Source organism: Halobacillus sp. Marseille-Q1614 (assembly GCF_902809865.1).
GTDB lineage: Bacteria > Bacillota > Bacilli > Bacillales > Halobacillaceae > Halobacillus_A.
Genome location: NZ_CADDWH010000001.1, coordinates 3,583,509 through 3,602,118 on the forward strand (window position 1 = coordinate 3,583,509; position 18,610 = coordinate 3,602,118).

General features: G+C 41.7%; 18 protein-coding genes and 1 pseudogene. 10 read left to right on the forward strand and 9 right to left on the reverse strand.

Annotated features, from left to right (window positions below; all coding sequences use genetic code 11):
- Positions 1-31: 31 nt before the first annotated feature.
- Positions 32-982, reverse strand: a complete 951-nt coding sequence (locus HUS26_RS17955; RefSeq protein ID WP_173918406.1) for a PD-(D/E)XK nuclease family protein — start codon at positions 980-982, stop codon at positions 32-34.
- A gap of 16 nt (positions 983-998) precedes the next feature.
- On the reverse strand, positions 999-1,301 hold the full coding sequence (locus tag HUS26_RS17960) for an MGMT family protein (RefSeq protein WP_173918407.1): 303 nt from the start codon (positions 1,299-1,301) through the stop codon (positions 999-1,001).
- Between the two features lie 93 nt (positions 1,302-1,394).
- Between HUS26_RS17960 and thiD the strand changes: the two genes are divergently transcribed.
- The 4 genes and pseudogenes from thiD to HUS26_RS17980 form a co-directional block, all read left to right on the forward strand.
- Positions 1,395-2,198 carry a bifunctional hydroxymethylpyrimidine kinase/phosphomethylpyrimidine kinase gene (gene thiD / locus HUS26_RS17965; protein ID WP_173918408.1) on the forward strand — a complete coding sequence of 268 codons (804 nt, stop codon included), beginning with the start codon at positions 1,395-1,397 and terminating at the stop codon, positions 2,196-2,198.
- 4 nt (positions 2,199-2,202) lie between these two features.
- A complete protein-coding gene (locus HUS26_RS17970) occupies positions 2,203-2,520 on the forward strand; it encodes a hypothetical protein (RefSeq protein WP_173918409.1) in 318 nt (105 codons plus the stop codon).
- A 32-nt stretch (positions 2,521-2,552) separates the two neighbouring features.
- Complete coding sequence (locus HUS26_RS17975; protein WP_254434236.1) at positions 2,553-2,852, forward strand: Type 1 glutamine amidotransferase-like domain-containing protein; 300 nt, start codon at positions 2,553-2,555, stop codon at positions 2,850-2,852.
- Positions 2,853-3,017: 165 nt separating this feature from the next.
- Positions 3,018-3,320: pseudogene (locus tag HUS26_RS17980) on the forward strand (YrvL family regulatory protein); the annotation flags it as partial.
- A gap of 16 nt (positions 3,321-3,336) precedes the next feature.
- Here the strand turns inward: HUS26_RS17980 and HUS26_RS17985 are convergent.
- The 3 genes from HUS26_RS17985 to HUS26_RS17995 form a co-directional block, all read right to left on the reverse strand.
- On the reverse strand, positions 3,337-4,284 hold the full coding sequence (locus tag HUS26_RS17985; protein ID WP_173918411.1) for a rhodanese-related sulfurtransferase: 948 nt from the start codon (positions 4,282-4,284) through the stop codon (positions 3,337-3,339).
- Between the two features lie 391 nt (positions 4,285-4,675).
- Positions 4,676-5,224: a cysteine hydrolase family protein gene (locus HUS26_RS17990; protein ID WP_173918412.1), complete on the reverse strand. Its 549-nt coding sequence runs from the start codon at positions 5,222-5,224 to the stop codon at positions 4,676-4,678.
- Positions 5,225-5,286: 62 nt separating this feature from the next.
- Positions 5,287-6,525: an MFS transporter gene (locus HUS26_RS17995; RefSeq protein ID WP_254434237.1), complete on the reverse strand. Its 1,239-nt coding sequence runs from the start codon at positions 6,523-6,525 to the stop codon at positions 5,287-5,289.
- Positions 6,526-6,853: 328 nt separating this feature from the next.
- On the opposite strand from HUS26_RS17995, the gene treP reads away from it, so the two are divergent.
- The 5 genes from treP to HUS26_RS18020 all read left to right on the forward strand — a co-directional run bounded on the left by treP (position 6,854) and on the right by HUS26_RS18020 (position 12,941).
- Positions 6,854-8,263: a PTS system trehalose-specific EIIBC component gene (gene treP, locus HUS26_RS18000; protein WP_173918414.1), complete on the forward strand. Its 1,410-nt coding sequence runs from the start codon at positions 6,854-6,856 to the stop codon at positions 8,261-8,263.
- Positions 8,264-8,294: 31 nt separating this feature from the next.
- Positions 8,295-9,980 carry an alpha,alpha-phosphotrehalase gene (gene treC / locus HUS26_RS18005; protein ID WP_173918415.1) on the forward strand — a complete coding sequence of 562 codons (1,686 nt, stop codon included), beginning with the start codon at positions 8,295-8,297 and terminating at the stop codon, positions 9,978-9,980.
- A 24-nt stretch (positions 9,981-10,004) separates the two neighbouring features.
- Entirely contained in the window at positions 10,005-10,718 is a 714-nt protein-coding gene (gene treR / locus HUS26_RS18010) for a trehalose operon repressor (protein WP_173918416.1), read from the forward strand.
- A gap of 118 nt (positions 10,719-10,836) precedes the next feature.
- Positions 10,837-11,340: a hypothetical protein gene (locus HUS26_RS18015; protein WP_173918417.1), complete on the forward strand. Its 504-nt coding sequence runs from the start codon at positions 10,837-10,839 to the stop codon at positions 11,338-11,340.
- Between the two features lie 197 nt (positions 11,341-11,537).
- Positions 11,538-12,941: a rhodanese-like domain-containing protein gene (locus HUS26_RS18020; RefSeq protein WP_173918418.1), complete on the forward strand. Its 1,404-nt coding sequence runs from the start codon at positions 11,538-11,540 to the stop codon at positions 12,939-12,941.
- Between the two features lie 307 nt (positions 12,942-13,248).
- On the opposite strand, the gene HUS26_RS18025 is transcribed toward HUS26_RS18020, so the two are convergent.
- Positions 13,249-14,532 (reverse strand): helix-turn-helix domain-containing protein, encoded by a 1,284-nt coding sequence (locus tag HUS26_RS18025; protein WP_173918419.1) that lies wholly within the window; start codon positions 14,530-14,532, stop codon positions 13,249-13,251.
- A 311-nt stretch (positions 14,533-14,843) separates the two neighbouring features.
- On the opposite strand from HUS26_RS18025, the gene HUS26_RS18030 reads away from it, so the two are divergent.
- The gene (locus HUS26_RS18030) at positions 14,844-16,793 is read left to right on the forward strand and encodes an aconitate hydratase (RefSeq protein WP_173918420.1); all 1,950 of its coding nucleotides are present in this window, start codon (positions 14,844-14,846) and stop codon (positions 16,791-16,793) included.
- Positions 16,794-16,830: 37 nt separating this feature from the next.
- Here HUS26_RS18030 and HUS26_RS18035 read toward each other — a convergent pair whose 3' ends face one another.
- The 3 genes from HUS26_RS18035 to HUS26_RS18045 form a co-directional block, all read right to left on the reverse strand.
- The gene (locus HUS26_RS18035) at positions 16,831-17,790 is read right to left on the reverse strand and encodes a ring-cleaving dioxygenase (protein ID WP_173918421.1); all 960 of its coding nucleotides are present in this window, start codon (positions 17,788-17,790) and stop codon (positions 16,831-16,833) included.
- Between the two features lie 106 nt (positions 17,791-17,896).
- Complete coding sequence (gene sda / locus HUS26_RS18040) at positions 17,897-18,055, reverse strand: sporulation histidine kinase inhibitor Sda (protein ID WP_173918422.1); 159 nt, start codon at positions 18,053-18,055, stop codon at positions 17,897-17,899.
- Positions 18,056-18,073: 18 nt separating this feature from the next.
- Positions 18,074-18,601, reverse strand: coding sequence for a helix-turn-helix domain-containing protein (locus HUS26_RS18045; protein WP_173918423.1), 528 nt, complete (start codon positions 18,599-18,601; stop codon positions 18,074-18,076).
- Positions 18,602-18,610 lie beyond the last annotated feature (9 nt).

An 18,610-nucleotide genomic window follows, 5' to 3' on the forward strand; every position in this document is an offset into this window, starting at 1 on the left:
CTGCTTATTGTTTAGCCTGATCTTTTGGCTATTAAACATTAGAAGGGGCAGGGAAGCACAGTTCCTGATAATTGCACATCGCGCAGATTTTTGGATTCGTCTGCATAGGAAAAGAATCGAGAGGCTTAGGAGCATTCTTGCTTTCATCTGCTAATAGAGACTGCATATGCTCAATGCTGATATTATAAAGCCGCTGCACATTCATAACATCATGTTCTGTCAGCGTATGCTCAACAGAAGTCCCATCTAGCAGGTACTCATTACGGATCACAATCACCTCAAGAGAATCAATATTATACTTTTGCTTTAGATATAACGCATAGAGCGCCAGCTGATTGCGGTCTTCCTCCGAGGATTTCCCTGTTTTCCAGTCGACGATGACCCAGCGGTTATTCTTCAAATCTTTATACACTAAGTCCATGACAATAAAGATTTTAACTCCATTTATCATCATATAGCGGAACTTCTCTGATTCTAAAAAGCGCATATCCTTTTTATTCAGTACATCGGCAAAGGACGTACTCGCATAAAAGTTCTTCACAGTGGTATGAAGCCTTTCAGTGATTTTCTCGATTTTTCCTGCGGGCAGAGTGTTCGTTTGACTATAGTAAATCTCGTGAAGCATCGTATAATGCTTCGGCCTGTGCTGCCATAAATGCTCCTTTTTCGTAGATTCAATGAATCCACGGTTCAAGTGGTGGCGAATCTCGTCTACAACGAGCTCCTCGCTTGGAATCTCTTTATTTTGCAGAACCCGCTGGATAATTTGATAGATTAAATCGTGAACAACACTTCCGAAATGCATTTCTAAGTTGGTAATCTTTTTTAATCGGTACGTCTGTCTCGCCAGCGTATTGGCATCTGCAAGCCAGCCGTTATGTGAGACGTAGTAATCGTAGGCATATTTTCTTAAACAAGTCAGCATTGTTTTGTGACGGGATAGGGACCACGACAGTTCAGGGTAGTCTCTGACTTCATACATCTATTAAACACCTTCTTTATACATCGGCTTGATAAGTATTTAAATCGATTTTTCGGTTGATAACAGAAACGCCTTCCATTTTAAGAGCCAGCTGCTGTTCCATTGCTGCCTCTTCGTCTTTTAAAGCAATTTCACCTTTTGCGTTGAGGACGCGGTGCCAAGGAAGGTGATGTTTCCGGCTCATTGAATGGAGAATTCGAACGACCTGTCTTGCTGCCCGGGGGCTGCCTGCTTTTGCAGCCACCTGGCCATATGTCATGACACGGCCTTCAGGGATTGAACGAATCACCGTGAGGACATTTTCGGTAAAAGGCTTCATAAAAAACAGCTCCCTTTGCTGTTCTATCATAGATTTAATGTAACAAAATTTGGTACACTTTTTCTAAACCTATAAAAGAACGGAGGTTTATTTATGAGTATATCACGTGTGTTAACGATCGCTGGTTCCGCCGCTCAAGGAAGTGCTGGTATTCAGGCTGATCTTAAAACATTTCAAGAGCTTGATGTCTATGGGATGAGTGCCATAACTGCCATTGTGGCAAATAACTCAAAGACAGACAAAGGTATCTTTACACAGCCCCTTGAAGCGGTGGAAGCACAAATTCACGCCTCCTTTGAACACGTTGGTCCCCACGCCTTGAAAACAGGGATGCTGTTTACCGAAGAAATTATTCAGGCGGTAAGCGGGCTGATTAAAGATTACAAAATAAAAAATGTGGTGGTTGACCCAGTGATGATCGGAAAAATGGGCTCACAGCTGCTTAAAGATGAAGCGATTGAAGCACTAACCCAGCAGGTGTTGCCGGCCGCCCTAATCATCACTCCTAATTTAAAAGAAGCAGCCCGTTTGCTAAATACACCGGTTCCAGACTCTCCAGAAATGATGAAGCATGCCGCCCGTGAGCTTCATAAACTGGGGCCCAAATATATTCTCATTAAAGGAGGATCTCTTCAAGACTACCCGGCTGTTGATGTTTTGTTTGATGGAGAGCGGATGATTGAGCTTGAATCTAAGCGGATCGATACGATTCATACGAGCGGAGCAGGCTGTACCTATTCGGCAGCTATTACTGCAGAGCTGGCTAAAGGAAAATCTGTAGAGGAAGCAGTGCGAACAGCTAAAGCTTTTGTAACTGAAGCGATCGAGCAGGCTCTTTCTTTTGACAGGGGCATCGGCTCCACTTACCATGCGGCCTATCGGAAAAGGGAGAGGTGAAGAGGTGGGCAGTCATCATATGTTTTTAATGGGCGGTGGGCCTCCCATGCCGCGGCTGCTGGCTAAGCGGCTTTCTGTATTAAAGCAGGAGGGAGCTATCGTCGTTTTATATATTGAAAGGGAATTAATGAGCATTCATGAGTACAAGGATGATTATAAGGACGCATTTCTTCAATATGATAATCAGATATCATTTACCTTTATCGACTTAAAAGAGAGTTATACGCCAAATGAGCTCCAAGAAATTCAATCTGCCGGAGCAGTCATAATTGGCGGGGGAGATACAGTAAAATATCATAAATATATCATTGGACAGAATTAAACCCTGTCATTAACAGTCTTTATGAAAAGGGTGTGCCCATTGCCGGTTTCTCAGCAGGTGCCTTAATTTTGCCGCAAATATGTGTTATGTCTGCTCATGATACAAGTGAAAAGAAAGCTATTTATAAAAAAGGCCTCGGTATACTAAAAGACCGAGTGATAGCAGCACATTTATTAAGATGGAAAGATGATCAGCATTTAATTGACGCCGTGGAAGAGGCCGGTGTATCGATTGGGTACGGAATAAATGATGGCGCTGGATTATATGTGAAAAATGGACAGCTTATAGAAATTGAAGGGTATGTACGATTGCACTATAACCAAAATATATAAGGGATGAAAATCATGGCGAAAAAACGACCATTTAATGAATTGGACCGGAAAACTAAAACTATAGTCATTTTAAGTCTTTCCTCAGTCCTTCTTTTGGCATCCATTCTTATTCTCTGTGTATTTTTTCTGGCAATGGCGGGGCTGTTTTAATTAACGAGCGTAACGTATGAGTCGAACCGCTCGCTCGTCTGGTTTGCGATGCTTATCTTTCTTGTCGGGTTTCTGCTTGAGGCGCTTGGAAAGCTAATATGTACATCTCTTTATTCGATGAAGCTCCCTTGGTCGGTTTATTTCCATATCAAGTTGGCGGTTGATGTTTTCCTAACCTGGGCTGCTGTTTATATTGTGGATCAGATCATAACTAGTGTTTCGATGCACTTATGGTCACAGTGGATTTTTGCTGTTTTGCTCGTTGCGGCCGATTACGCATTTGATGTCAGGAAAGTAAAAAGAGAAAAACTCGCTTAGCAGCCTAAGCGAGTTTTTATAATTGACCGGAAATACGGTCGTATTTATCGATTTGTTTTTGACGCTGTGCATCCCAGCGGTTTTCAGGATGTTCTTTACATTCTGCAGTACATGCTGCGTGATGTTCAATTTCACAATCTTTACAGCAGACGTATTGGCGGTTGCATACTGGGTTGCTGCAGTTAATCATGCGGTCTTCTGCTTTGCCGCAGTGCTCACATTTCGCTACTACTTTTTCCTCGACCTGATTCACAGGTACAGCGATGCGCTCATCAAATACATACATTTTACCGTCAAACAGCTGACCTTTTACTTCAGGGTCTTTGCCGTAAGTTGTAATTCCGCCTTCCAGCTGATAAACGTCTTCTACACCATTTTTCTTCAGAATACCTGTTAGCTTTTCACAGCGGATTCCGCCTGTGCAGTAAGTGAGAACTTTTTTATCTTTCCATTTGTCCGCATTTTCTGCGACCCACTCAGGAAATTCGCGGGAGTGGTCCACGCCCGGTTTGATTGCATTTCGGAAGTGGCCGATGCGATATTCGTACTCATTGCGTCCGTCAATGACGATCGTGTCTTCGTCCTGAAGCATTTCGTAAAACTCTTTAGGTTTAAGGTGCTTGCCTCCGAAAGTTTTGGGATCGATGTCGTCATTTTCGATACTCCAATTGACGAGTTCAGGTTTTACGCGGCAGTGCATTTTTTTGAAGGCATGTCCTTCATGCTCATCAATTTTAAAATGAATGTCTGCAAACCGCTCATCGGAACGTACGTAATCCATGTATTCCTCGACTTGTTCAACTGTACCAGAAACTGTTCCATTGATGCCCTCTGGAGATACGATGATTCGGCCGCGAAGGCCAAGATCTTTACAATATTTTAAGTGATTGTCACAGTATTCTTCATAATCAGGCATATCAACATATTTGTAGTACAACAGAACTCGGTAATCTTTTGAGCTCATGATGATTCCTCCTATATGTGTATAGCATTAAATTAAATTTCATAATTTCCCATAGTCCATAATATTCGATTTTTGCAAGAATAGCAAATACCAATAATTTGTATGTTTATTCCAAGAAGAAAGGGCTTTTTAAAAAGTCCAAAGTTGATTGGAAATAGACGGAAAACGGATCGCTTTTCCACGGACGACCGCCGAGTCTCCTCATTCGTTGCCTTACTGCGAGGTCTTAGCAGGCTTTTTTTTCGCAGGAGTCTTACCGTTTTCCATGCCACGAGCGGCAATAATTCAGCATCTGTTTTCTTATTGAATAGCTCACATTGAAAAAACCCCTAGGATAAGTTTCCTTACTCCAAGAGGTACTACCTTATAAAAGGGTTTGCTTATGGTTTTTTTATAATACAGATGCACCCAGGGTGGATTCGAAGTGGCCCAATGCCCATTCATGTCCCGTCTGATTAAAGCTTGCCACTGCGTTTCTATGGACAATAATGCGGTATCCAAGGTTATAGGCTTCAACTGCCGTATGGAGCACACAAATATCTGTACAGACACCCACAAGATGAAGTTCATTGATTCCCCGCTCGCGCAGCTTCACATCCAAGTCAGTGCCGCAAAAAGCGCTGTACCTCGTTTTATCCATCCAAATCAGATTGTCTTTCGATTTATGTTCTTCGTACAAAGGTTTTAATTCGCCATAAAGGTCACGGCCTTTTGTACCGCGTATATTATGAGGAGGAAAGAGTTTAGCCTCCGGATGGAATGGATCATCATTCTCATGAACATCTACAGCGAATACAACGAGGCTGCCATCTGACAGAAAACCTTTCGTGAGCTGTGTAATGTTATTTTCAATGCTTTGGCCGGGCGGCCCGCACGTTAATGCACCATCAGCCGCTACGAAATCGACCGTATAATCAATGACAATCAGAGCTTTTTCCATAAAAAAACACCCCTTATGCAGAGTAAGTGTATATACACATATATTAACATAAGGGGTTGTAATTAGATAGATGAAGCGTGACGCTTCATGGAAGGTGTATTCTTTTGCAGGGCGATTAATAAGGTGCCGCCGCAGAGGACAAGCAGTCCGCTTGTGATAAAGAAAACGGCCGAAAAACCGTACCAGCCGGAAATCATTCCTCCCATGGCCGGTCCGATGATATTCCCTAAGAACCGCAAACTCGTATTATAGCCGAGTACTTCGCCTTGCATGGCAATAGGTGCTTTATGACGGATATAAGCCGTCCGCACAGGGATAATACCGCCTATCGACACACCGAGCAGAAACCTTAAAATAACGAGCTGCCAGATGTTTGTAACAAAAGCAGCAGGAAAATAAACAAGCCCTGCCATAAACAACAGGATTACTAATATTTTTGTATAACCCACACGATCTGCAATAGCTCCCCAGCGTCTGGCCATTAGCAGATTTCCAAGACCGGCAGCTGAGAAGGCGATCCCTGAAAAGAGGGCCAGATTCGCCGCACCGTGCAATTCTTCTACATATAAAGATAGTATCGGCTGAATGCTGAAGTGAGCCACTTGAATAAATAAAGAAATGACCATGACCACTAGTAAAACAGGCTGTCTAACAATGTGTGAGATTACCTCTTTAGACGTATAGCTTGTTTTTTCGCCATCGTCTTCGGTGTCCATCCGTTGTTCCTTAATCCCGAAAAGAACAATAAAAGCAGAGATAAACACAAAAATAGATACAAATTGAAAAGTGGTGCTGTATCCAATCGAGTCGGCAATCAAACCGCCGATCATCGGTCCGAGTAATGTCCCGGTAATGCTTCCTGTCTGTAAGGTGCCGAGAACTTGTCCGGCAATATGTTTAGGGGTCTGAGTTGAAATTAAAGCCTGTGACATCGGAATAAACCCTGTGAAAATCCCCATAAATAATCGTAAAAGAAATAGCTGCCACACAGATGTGACAAACCCCATTAATAAGACGGATAGAGCTAACCCTGCAGCAGAAAGGATCAGTATATTTTTCCTTCCATATCGATCTCCGACTTTTCCCCAGATAGGTGAGAATAGAAAAGCGGTCACGAAGGTAATTCCAAACACCCATCCTGACCATGTCTGTACATAAGAGCTTGAGAAGTTCCCGAGCTCATCAATATATAAAGATAGAAATGGCAGAACCATCGTAATACTTCCAGCGATAAAGAAGTTAGCAAACCACATAATCGCTACATTTCTTTTCGTCTGATCTTCCGGAATAAGCGTAAGCATCCCTTCCTCCATAAATATTTCGACACCCTAATTATATAATAAAACTGTAGAGGACATAAGGGATTTGATTGAGTGTAAAAAGGTAAAAGATAGGGAAGGTAACTTTAATAAAAGGGAATTTTGTTAAAACGGTTGCAAAACTTGTATATACAAATTATAATTTTATTAGATTTTTGTATATACAAGTTTATTATTTGTCACATAATGTAAGCGGTTAAAGCTTAAGGGGAAATCTTTTTACGGAGGTGGTTCTCTTAAAGGAAAAGAGCCAATCATAGTTTGCTGTATTGAAGTCTGATCAGAACTCTATATTTAGGAGGAAATAGAAATGGACCATAAAAAACAAGCCTCACAAATTCTTGAGGCCATTGGCGGAAAAGAAAACATTTCAGCAGCCACTCACTGTGTCACTCGACTGCGGTTAGCCCTGCATGATGAAGGAATCGTGGACGACGAAAAGCTGAATAAAATAGATGCTGTAAAAGGTTCTTTCTCAACGAATGGCCAATTCCAGATCGTTATTGGGCAGGGGACAGTGGATAAAGTGTATAAAGAGCTTGTTGCTCTTGCCGGAATTGGCGAATCATCAAAAGAAGAAGTAAAGGAAGCGTCTAAAGGGAAAATGAACCCGCTGCAGCGAGGCATAAAAACTTTAGCTGATATTTTTATACCTATTCTGCCTGCCATCGTTACAGCTGGTTTACTCCTCGGTATTAATAACATACTTACGGCTCAAGGGATCTTTTGGGATGACCAGTCTGTAATCGATGTATATCCGCAATGGGCGGACATTGCCAATATGATCATTATTATTGCGAACACGGCCTTTACCTTTTTACCCGGGCTGATTGGATGGTCAGCAGTTAAAAGGTTCGGGGGAAGTCCGATTCTCGGTATCGTTATTGGTTTAATTCTCGTTCACCCTGAATTATTGAATGCCTGGGATTATGGTAACGCAGTAGAAGAAGGCAGTGTACCGACATGGAACCTGTTCGGATGGGAAATAGAGAAAATTGGTTATCAGGGTCAGGTATTGCCTGTACTTGTAGCAGCTTATGTATTAACGAAAATTGAACTCTTTATGAGAAAAAGAACTCCTGACAGCATACAGCTTCTTGTCGTTGGACCAGTTGCCTTATTAGTTACAGGCTTCTTAACATTTATGTTTATAGGACCAGTTACTTTTGCCATCGGTAACTTTATTACAGATGGTCTTGTTGCCGTATTTGACAGCTTTGCAACACTTGGTGGTTTAATTTATGGTGGACTGTATGGAGTGCTTGTTATTACAGGTATGCACCATACGTTCCTTGCAGTTGATATTCAGTTAATCGGAAGCACAGGAACAACCTTCCTATGGCCGATGCTTGCCCTTTCAAACATTGCCCAAGGTTCTGCAGCCTTTGCTATTATGCTGGCTTCACGAGATGAGAAGCTTAAAGGTCTGGGCTTATCTTCTGGTGTTTCTGCATATTTGGGAATCACAGAACCGGCATTGTTCGGAGTCAACTTGCGCTTTAAGTATCCGTTTGTCATAGCGATTTCTTCTTCCGCTATCGCCGGCCTGTATATTTCAGCACGAGGTGTACTGGCTAACTCTATTGGTGTAGGCGGCGTACCGGGGATCTTCTCGATTGTATCTGATTACTGGTTCGACTTCTTGATTGGGATGGCGATCGTTATCATCCTTCCATTAGTCGCAACTTACCTATATGCCAAACGCAAAAAAGACGTTTAAGATTCAATACAGAAATGGAGGAAGCTCATATATGACCGAACAAACTTGGTGGAAAAAAGCAGTAGTGTATCAGATTTATCCAAAGAGCTTTAACGATACAACAGGAAATGGTGTGGGCGACATCCAGGGAATTATCGAAAAGCTTGATTATTTAAATACACTCGGGGTCGATGTTTTATGGCTGACCCCGATGTACAAATCACCGCAGAATGATAACGGGTATGACATAAGTGATTACTACGATATTCAGGATGAATATGGAACGATGGAAGACTTTGAGCGTCTTCTCAGCGAAACCCATAAACGCGGCATGAAGCTGATTATGGATATTGTTATTAACCATACGTCTACAGAACACGAATGGTTTAAAGAGTCCAGGAAATCTAAAGACAACCCTTATCGCGACTACTACATCTGGAAAGATCCAGTAGACGGGGGGCCGCCTACGAATTGGCAGTCTAAATTTGGGGGAAATGCCTGGGAATATGATGAAGAAACCGGGCAATATTACTTGCACTTATTTGATGTGACCCAGGCTGATCTCAACTGGGAAAATAAAGAGGTTCGGGAAAAACTATATGAAATGATGCGTTTCTGGGGAGAAAAAGGGGTAGATGGCTTCCGTTTGGATGTCATCAATCTTATTTCCAAAGATTCTGAGTTTCCAAATGATGACGGAAGCATTGCCCCAGGCGATGGACGTAAGTTCTATACAGACGGTCCAAAGGTTCACGAATATATGCAGGAAATGAACCGCGAAGTGTTCAGTCCATATGACCTGATGACAGTAGGGGAAATGTCTTCAACGACAATTGAACATTGCATTCGTTATACCGCTCCGGAACGTAAGGAATTGAGTATGACGTTTAATTTCCACCATTTAAAGGTTGACTATCCAAACGGTGAAAAATGGACGAAGGCTCCTTTTGATTTTCTCGAGTTAAAGCAAATTCTTTCCACTTGGCAGGAGGAAATGCATAAAGGAAGCGGATGGAACGCATTATTCTGGTGTAATCATGACCAGCCTCGTGTATTATCAAGGTTTGGAGACGACGTGAATTTTCCTGATGAATCAGGAAAAATGCTTGCGACAACAATTCATATGATGCAGGGGACTCCTTATATTTATCAGGGAGAAGAATTCGGTATGACGAATCCAAAGTTTGAGTCGATTGATCAATATCGTGATGTTGAGTCTCTTAATGCCTATTCCATTTTGAAGGATAAAGGCATGAAGGAAGAAGAAATTATTGAGATTTTAAAACAGAAATCCAGGGATAACTCAAGAACTCCTGTCCAGTGGAACAGCGATGCTCAGGCAGGATTTACTGAAGGAACACCTTGGATTCCGGTCGCAGATAATTATGAAGAAGTAAATGCCGAGCGAGTAATGAATCAGGGGAATTCTATTTTTGCTTATTACCAGAAGCTGATTGACTTACGTAAAATCCATGACATTATCACGATCGGTGATTACTCTTTAGTTGATGAGGGAAATGACCGGGTGTTTGCTTATACTAGAAAAGCTGATGGGGAAGCCCTGCTTGTCGTTAATAATTTCTACGGTGGTGAGACTAAATTCCAACTGCCGGACGATGTTAAGCTTGAAGGTGAATCAGAAATTTTAATTAGTAACTATGATGACTCTTCTGAGGATTATCGAAATATTTCACTAAGACCGTATGAATCCATCGTTTACCATTTTACAGCTAAATGATAGGATAATAACGGTGAAGAAAACATGAAAAATAAATTTATTCTTATTTATAATGACTTAGTACAAAAAATTCAACAGGGCGAATTTAAGGCGGGAGATACACTGCCGTCTGAGCATGATCTCTCTGAACAGTTTTCCACTTCCAGAGAAACACTAAGAAAAGCGCTAAATTTGCTTTCTCAAAATGGCTATATTCAAAAGGTCAGAGGGAAGGGTTCTGTCGTATTGGACCACAGTAAGTTTGAGTTCCCAGTCTCTGGGTTAACAAGCTTTAAAGAACTATCAGAGCAGCTCGGCCAGGATTTCAAGACGATTGCTCACGAGGTGTACCTCGAAACGGCAGATAATCAGCTAAAAACACGGCTTAACTGCTCAACAGGTCTGAAAATCTGGAAAGTAACCCGATCCCGTATGATCAATGGGGAACGGATTATTCTCGATAAAGATTACATTCGCGCTGATATCGTGCCCGAGCTGACAAAGACGATTGTGGAAAACTCCTTATATGAGTATTTTGAAGAGGAGCTCGGCCTGGAGATCAGCTTTGCGAAAAAAGAGATTGTGGTAGAACCTGTATCCGACGAGGACAAAGAACATCTTGACGTGAAGGACCATTCTCAAGTCGTCGTCATTCGCAGTTATGTCTATCTCGCGGATGCTACGCTATTTCAGTACACAGAATCCCGTCACCGGCCCGATAAGTTTCAGTTTGTTGATTTTGCCAGACGTACTAAATAAGAATGAACGAGCCCGGGATGGAATCATCCTGGGCTTTTTCCGTATAAGTTGTCGATTAATAAGAGGAAGTATATAATTCGGTTAAAGAAGCTTTAGCAAGGATAGAGGTGGAGCAATTATGATAACAATAGGATTGACGCAAAAGCTGGCAAAACAATTAAATATAGAACTCAAAGATCCGGAAGAATATAAAGAAATTCCGGAAATAAAAAAGTGGCATGCTAATCTGATTACTGTGAATCGGAGAAAGTGTCTTATTATTATGAACAACGAAACCGGAATAAACCTTTCTCTATTTGGTTTGCGAAAGCAGCAGTTTGACAATTTAGAGAATGTATTTAAAGGTTCGCTAAAACAATTGCTTCAGCTCGTAAAAGTTGAAGAAGACATTATAAAAGAAATGCTTCAAGCGACTGACCAAATCGTGTATACAACCACTGATAACCGGAGAATTTTAGGAATGATGAATGAAGTGAAGAAGGTAGTGGAAGATTCTGTGGAAGGCTTATCCTACGAAGAAATTGATGCTGCCGAAATTAACTATATTTGCAATGTCGAGCTGATTTATGGGCCCTTAAACGCGAATACTCCTGTTGACGTATTACGAAATTACTTTGATTAAACCACACCACGTTGGTACTGCACCCCAAAAGTTAGAGTTAAAAACTAACTTTTAGGGGTCACCACCGTTGAGGTGTGGTTTTTTATAAATGGGAATAGAGAGAGCAGGGGAAGGATAACAAAAACTATATGTTTGATTTTATACCTGCAGGGGTATAAAATGTGTAATACAAACTAAAATAAGTGGAGGGTTCTGATATGTTTTTTAAATCATTTTTTGATGAGAAACTCGCTCAAATGTCTTATATGGTAGGCTGCCAAAAGACAGGAGAAGCATTAGTAATAGACCCAGCCCGTGATATACAGCCTTATCTTGAGACAGCCGATAAAGAGGGCTTTGAAATTAGTGCGGTGACAGAAACCCATATTCATGCTGATTTTTTATCTGGAGCCAGAGAACTTGCAAACGCATCAAATGGTAAACTTTATCTCTCGGATGAAGGACATAACGATTGGAAGTACGTTTATGCAAAAGATTACGACCATCAGTGGCTGAAAGGCGGCGACAAATTTTATGTAGGGAAGGTTCGTCTGGATGTCCTGCATACACCGGGGCATACACCGGAAAGCTTGTCGTTTCTTCTAACAGATGAAGGCGGCGGTTCTTCTGTGCCAATGGGAATATTTACGGGTGACTTTGTTTTTGTAGGGGATATAGGTCGTCCGGATCTTCTGGAGAAAGCAGCCGGGGCAGAAGGAACGTCAGAACAAGGGGCTAAAGAAATGTATCAATCTCTTCAGCGTTTTAAAGAGCTTCCAGACTATGTCCAGCTCTGGCCTGGCCATGGTGCCGGCAGTGCATGCGGCAAGGCTCTAGGTGCTGTACCATCCTCTACCGTCGGATATGAAAAGATAAACAACTGGGCGCTGAAGGCAGATAACGAAAAAGCATTTATCGATGAGCTTCTGGATGGACAGCCTGAACCGCCGAACTACTTTGCCGATATGAAAAAGTTAAACAAAGAAGGGCCGGCACTTCTGAGGGAAGCCCCGAAGGTTAAACAAGTAGGCATTCAAGAACTTCAGGAAAAAATAAGCAGCGGTGCTGCCGTTATTGATACCCGTTCTAAAGAGGAATTTGCGGAGGGGCATATCGAAGGAACCCTAAGCATTCCAATCAATAAAGGCTTTGCTAATTGGGCAGGGTGGCTGATTAATTATGATAAGGAAATTGCTGTAATCAGTGAGCCTGATAAAGTGGAAGAAATCCAGCAGGCCTTGCAATCAATTGGTTTAGACAATCTTACAAGCTATACGGATGCTCAGGAGGTTGAACAGCTCGATAACCTGGAAACTTACCAGAGCATCTCACCAGAAGAATTTGATAGAGAATACAGAGGCAAAGACAATTACGTGATTGTTGACGTAAGAACCCAGGAAGAATGGGATGAAGAGCATATAGAAGAGGCTGTTCATGTGATGATCGGGACACTGCCTGACCGTTTGGATGAAATACCAGAAGGAAAAACTCCAATTGTACACTGCCAGTCCGGTGTGCGGTCTGCTATCGCTGCCAGTATTCTGCAGGCAAATGGATATAAGGGAGTATTAAACCTTAAGGGCGGATTCGGAGCATGGAAGAAATATAACGAAGCCTCATAGGAAGCGGGAGGAGCTGCTCATACCGGGCAGCTCTTTTTTTGTTACAGGCTATGTGTGTTAAAAGAATTGTTCGCTGGGCCCCAACATTAAGGATTTATGAAATAAAAAAAGCCCCTGCTATAATCAGCGGGGGCAAAAATTTATAGGTATAGGATTAGGGGAGGTGTTATTCATTAACACACTAAATCAAAAAATTAAACCTGTACAATTAAGGGTCTTGGATGATTATCTTCCGCTGTATCATGAACAATAGGTGCGGCTGCAGAAGCCAGTAATGTAGCTAAAGCTAATACAGCTAACAGTTTTTTCATAGATATATCCCTCCTAGTTGAGAATGTTTATTTAACAATTCAATTGCTAACCTAAGGTAAGATGAAGATTTCTTGTACATTCTTTGCTTTTCCAATAAATCTGCGAGAAAAACAGCATAGCGTATTATATAGTAATAATTATTCCTTTCTTGAAAAAAAGGAATAACTTCATCTTCTAAATAAATTGAAAGATTTGGCTTATTAGTTATTAACCTCTGGTAAAACTCAAAGTGGAGTTCATGAGCTTTTGATGAGAAATCTTTGAGTTTACTTTTCCCTTCTTCAATCCAATGGGCGCAACCTTCATAATCACCAAGCTTATAGTACTCAATGATTAATCCATGAATAGTATTTAACAATTCATAAAGATTTTGTGGAGCTTCAGAATCAAACGCATATTCTAAGCTTTTTAAATAATTATCAATGGAAGCTTTATGGTTATCGAACCTCGCTTCTAAAACACCTATATTATTATAAGCAAATTTTAGTTGTTCAAGGTCATTGGTTTGAAGGGCAATCTTCCTGGCTAAATGATAGTTTTCCAGAGACTTATTATAATTTCGAAGTCTGCTGTAATTTATCCCCAGAATTATATGACAATCTGCGCTTCTCGATAGATCATACTGGGATTGATACATATCAAGAGCTTGTTCAGCATAAAAGACTGAAGCTGATCCTTGAAAGGCCTGGCTTGTACTTAAAGATAATAAATAGTAAAGATCACTAATTTCCCAGCGTTCTATATCCACTGAGGAGAAGGTTTCTTTTGCTGCTGTTAACTCATGTACTGAATCATCGAAATCGCCTTTATAGTATTTCACTAGCCCTGTGATCAAATGATAATAAAACGCCATCTCTTCATCAAAAGTATCTTTATGCTGTTTGATATTTTTCCATGCTTCATAAGCCTCCTCAACATTACCTTCTAAAAGCAAGTATCGGATGCGGAAAAGTTCATAGAAAACATACAATTGATGGTTGTTAAGCATATTCTTTTGCTGAAGGAGTTCATCTTGCAGCCGCGTAGCATCTTCTGAGCGCTTTAATACGATCGCTTCATACCATTCCTTAAGCTTTTCTTTAGAAGGATGGTTGAGCGCAGACTCGTTAATATCGATACCGAGCCTTTCGTAAAGCAGTTCAAGCACCTCAATCGCAGGCACCGTCTGATCATTTTCAATTTTAGAAAGATAGGCAGACGAAATGATGCCATCAGCGAGCTGGTTTTGTGTCAAACCCTGTTTAACACGATGAAACCGAAGCGCTTTGCCATATTCCATTTTCACACACACCTAGTTGATCAACTATCGATTTGTTAGAATTTTCATCTTCAAATCTATTTTCAGAATACACGTTCGATCATTATTTTTCAACTATATTAATAGGTTTCCCAAGTCATCCTTTTTTCTTAGCTTTAAGGAGGTGAAAAAGGACTAACTTTCACAGATTTTATGGAGGAAAAGGGGTTTTGTTTAAAAAATACAGTAAAAAAAGAACAGAACTTGGTAAAAAGGGTTCTTCTCTCATGAGTAAATATACCAAAATAAGGGTATAAATGGTATAGGGAAATAGAGAAGGAGGAGATAAGGAAATGGGGTATAATGTAACACAGAAACTGATTAAAGGTCATTTAGTTAAAGGAGAAATGACTCCTGGTTCGGAAATCGGTTTAAAAATTGACCAGACATTAACCCAGGATGCTACAGGTACAATGGTCATGCTCGAATTGGAAGCAATGGGTATTGACCGTGCTAAAACAGAAGCCTCCGCTCAGTACGTAGACCATAACATGATACAGGAAGACAGTAAGAATCCTGATGATCACTTGTTTTTAGAAAGTGCAGCCAGAAAGTTCGGCCTTTACTTCAGCCGGCCGGGTAACGGCGTAAGCCACCCTGTCCATATGCAGCGGTTAGCTAAGCCTGGAGGAACGTTATTAGGGTCGGACAGTCACACATGTGCCAATGGCTGTATGGGAATGCTCGCAATGGGTGCCGGCGGAATTGATGTAGCCATGGCTATTGCCGGAGAACCTTTCTTCGTGAAAATGCCGAAGATCTGGGGAGTTTACGTTACTGGGGAATTCCCTGAATGGGTAAGTGCGAAGGATGCCATTCTTGAAATGCTTCGTCGTCATGGTGTAAAAGGCGGAGTTAACCACATATTTGAGTACTATGGCCCCGGTGTTAAAAACCTCTCAGCGATGGACCGCCACGTAATCGCCAATATGGGTGCGGAACTAGGCGCGACCGCTACGGTATTTCCTTCGGATAAAGAAACGAAAAAATACATGAAGCTGCAGGAAAGAGAAGATGAATGGACAGAATTGAAAGCGGATAAAGATGCGACGTATGACCGGGAGGAAGAGCTGAATTTATCAGAGCTTCAACCAATGATTGCCAAGCCTTCCAGTCCAGGAAACGTTGTACCGGTAAGCGAAGTGGAAGGAGAGCCTATCTACCAGTCCTATATTGGTTCATCAGCAAACCCTGGGTATCGCGATTTTGCTGTGGGAGCCGAGATTGTAAAAGGGCGTAAAATAGCGCATGGACTATCATTTGATATAAACCCTACGTCACGCCAAATACTAATCGACCTTTCAAAAAAAGGTCATATCGCCAGCTACCTTCAAGCGGGAGCCAGGCTTCACCAGGCAGGATGTAACGGCTGTATTGGAATGGGGCAGGCTCCTGCCTCTGGACGTAACAGCCTGCGGACAACTCCAAGGAACTTCCCCGGCCGTTCGGGTACTAAAGAGGACAGCGTATTTCTCTGCAGTCCGGAAACCGCTGCTGTGTCAGCTTTATATGGAAAAATAACTGATCCAAGAAAAGCTGGATTTAAATATCCTAAAATTAAAGAGCTGGATGAGCCTACCGTAGATACCCAGCTGTTAGACAGTCCGATTCCTCCGGAGGAATCCGCTAAAGAAGAGCTTGTAAAAGGGCCTAATATCGCGTCGATTCCAAATATGGAACATATGCCAAACGAAATGGAACTGCCTATTTTGCTGAAGATGGGTGATGATATTTCTACCGATGAAATCTTAGCCGGCGGTGCCCGTGTATTGCCTTATCGAAGCAATCTTCCCGAAATCAGCAAGTTTACTTTCGAAATAGTGGATGACACTTACTACGACCGGGCAATGAAAGAAAATACGAAGAGCGGCCATGCCATTGTTGGCGGTACCAACTATGGACAAGGCTCCAGCCGTGAACACGCAGCCTTAGCTCCTCGTTATTTAGGCATGAAAGTTGCGATTGTGAAAGACTTTGCCCGTATCCATTGGCAAAACCTTGTGAACTTCGGAATTCTTCCGCTGACCTTTGTGAATGAGTCAGATTATGACAAGCTTGAACAAGGGGATGTCCTTGTCTTTAAGGATCTCCTTAAAGGGATTCAACAAAAACAAGGAATCGAAGTTGAAGTGAAAGGAAAAGGAATTAAAATACCATTAGAACATGCACTTTCCACTCGACAGTTGGAAATGATGGAAAAAGGCGGCCTGATTAACTGGTTAAAAGACCGCTTAAATGCATAAAGGCAAAAACTGCTGATGGAACCCCATCAGCAGTTTTTTAATTCTCGGATCTGCTTGTATTTATTGGACGAAGTTTTGCTTCAATTTGGTCTCTTTGGTCTTCTAAAAATGGAGGAAGAGCCAGGTTTTCTCCCAGCCGCTCAATGTCTTCGTCTGTGTCAAAGCCGGGGCCGTCTGTAGCTATTTCAAAAAGTATATGGTTCGGTTCTCTGAAGTATAAGGATTTAAAGTAGAAACGGTCTACAAGTCCGGAATTAGGGAAACCGGCCTTTTCAATAATTGTTTTCCATTTCGCTAATTCCTGTTCATCCGCAGCACGGAAAGCGACATGGTGGACACTGCCTCGGCCGGGCTTCTCTCTTGGAAGGTCTGTCCGCTCTTCAATGTGGACTTCAGCACCGCTTCCGCCTTCGCCTGTTTCCATTACGAGACGATTATTAATGGTGCCTGTTTCTCTAAAACCAAGGATTTCTTTTAACACTTTCTTTGTAGGACCGGCATCTTTAACAGATAAATGAACAGGCCCGAGTCCTGTGATTCCATATTCTTTGGGAATGGGGGACTTTTCCCATGGTGTTCCGGCAGCGACACCAGAATTATTCTCATCTGAGACAAGGGTTAAGCGCTGACCTTCATGATCGCGGAAGTTCATAGATTTTCTATTCATCACTTCTATGATGTCCCCGTGATCCACCTTAAGCTTCACAAAACGCTCTTTCCAATATATAAGGGCGTCATCATCTTTAACCCTCAAGGAAGTTGTAGAGATGCTGTGGGTCCCAGGGTAGGTATGGCCGGCTCTTGGTATTTCAAAAAATGTTAAATCAGTTCCCGGGTTTCCTTTTGTATCCGCATAGAATAAGTGATACATAGAGGTATCATCCTGGTTTACTGTTTTCTTAACTAATCTCATGCCTAGAATATTTGTATAAAAATCATAATTCTTCTGTGCATTTGCTGTAATAGCGGAGACGTGGTGAATCCCTTTAAGTTCCATGGGGTAACCTCCTTAGAATAAAAACTTTTATCTTGAATTCAAGATAATAATACAGGGAAAAAAGAGCGGAGTCAATTTTACGGCTCCAAAAGAAAAAAGCGAAATTCTAAGATTTCGCTTTTCGACAGCGCTCAAGCTTTTCTTCTTCTCTTTTTTTTACCTCCATATCTATCCATTCAATGAACTCATCGTCCAGTTCAAGCTCGACAGCTCTTTCATAAGTGATCCTAAGGATGCGAAGTGGTAAGTGATCCAATTTTAACAAAGGCCCGCCCCCTGACACTCAAGTTTGTAGTTCTGTAGATACTGTAGCCACCCCTATAATATCTTTATCCTGGTTATATATCGGCTGGCCGAAAACATCATAAACTTTATCTCCAGTCGTCATTGGAAAGGTAATTTGCCGGCGGATAAAATCACCCGACTCAATTACTTTTCGCTTTAAATCCATAAGCGCTGTAATAGCTTCATTACTGTTTATCTGATCATCCCTTTTTCCTATAATAAGTTCTGCATTAAAGTCAGGGTGTGGATTAAAGATCCACGTATACCTTAAGCCCAGGTCACAATGAGCTACTACTACTGGGGAATTAGTTAATGCAACTATAAAAGGTTCACTTAAATGCTCGGAGAAAAAAATAGAAGGATTAATATTAAGGAAATTAGCAATTTGTGATGCTACAGCCATACTAGGATTTCTAGTAGCACTCTCAATTTGAGCGTAATAGGCTCGGTCAATATGTGCTCCATCAGCTACTTGCTGCTGAGTATAATTTTTGCTTTTTCTTAGTTGAATGAGCCAGTCTCTCATCTGTTATCA

Excerpts from the sequence above, each read along its gene's own strand:
- HUS26_RS17955 (WP_173918406.1), bottom strand. The coding sequence starts at position 982 with ATGTATGAAGTCAGAGACTACCCTGAACTGTCGTGGTCCCTATCCCGT.
- HUS26_RS17960 (WP_173918407.1), bottom strand. The coding sequence starts at position 1,301 with ATGAAGCCTTTTACCGAAAATGTCCTCACGGTGATTCGTTCAATCCCT.
- thiD (WP_173918408.1), top strand. The coding sequence starts at position 1,395 with ATGAGTATATCACGTGTGTTAACGATCGCTGGTTCCGCCGCTCAAGGA.
- HUS26_RS17985 (WP_173918411.1), bottom strand. The coding sequence starts at position 4,284 with ATGAGCTCAAAAGATTACCGAGTTCTGTTGTACTACAAATATGTTGAT.
- HUS26_RS17990 (WP_173918412.1), bottom strand. The coding sequence starts at position 5,224 with ATGGAAAAAGCTCTGATTGTCATTGATTATACGGTCGATTTCGTAGCG.
- HUS26_RS17995 (WP_254434237.1), bottom strand. The coding sequence starts at position 6,525 with ATGCTTACGCTTATTCCGGAAGATCAGACGAAAAGAAATGTAGCGATT.
- treP (WP_173918414.1), top strand. The coding sequence starts at position 6,854 with ATGGACCATAAAAAACAAGCCTCACAAATTCTTGAGGCCATTGGCGGA.
- treC (WP_173918415.1), top strand. The coding sequence starts at position 8,295 with ATGACCGAACAAACTTGGTGGAAAAAAGCAGTAGTGTATCAGATTTAT.
- treR (WP_173918416.1), top strand. The coding sequence starts at position 10,005 with ATGAAAAATAAATTTATTCTTATTTATAATGACTTAGTACAAAAAATT.
- HUS26_RS18015 (WP_173918417.1), top strand. The coding sequence starts at position 10,837 with ATGATAACAATAGGATTGACGCAAAAGCTGGCAAAACAATTAAATATA.
- HUS26_RS18020 (WP_173918418.1), top strand. The coding sequence starts at position 11,538 with ATGTTTTTTAAATCATTTTTTGATGAGAAACTCGCTCAAATGTCTTAT.
- HUS26_RS18025 (WP_173918419.1), bottom strand. The coding sequence starts at position 14,532 with ATGGAATATGGCAAAGCGCTTCGGTTTCATCGTGTTAAACAGGGTTTG.
- HUS26_RS18030 (WP_173918420.1), top strand. The coding sequence starts at position 14,844 with ATGGGGTATAATGTAACACAGAAACTGATTAAAGGTCATTTAGTTAAA.
- HUS26_RS18035 (WP_173918421.1), bottom strand. The coding sequence starts at position 17,790 with ATGGAACTTAAAGGGATTCACCACGTCTCCGCTATTACAGCAAATGCA.
- HUS26_RS18045 (WP_173918423.1), bottom strand. The coding sequence starts at position 18,601 with ATGAGAGACTGGCTCATTCAACTAAGAAAAAGCAAAAATTATACTCAG.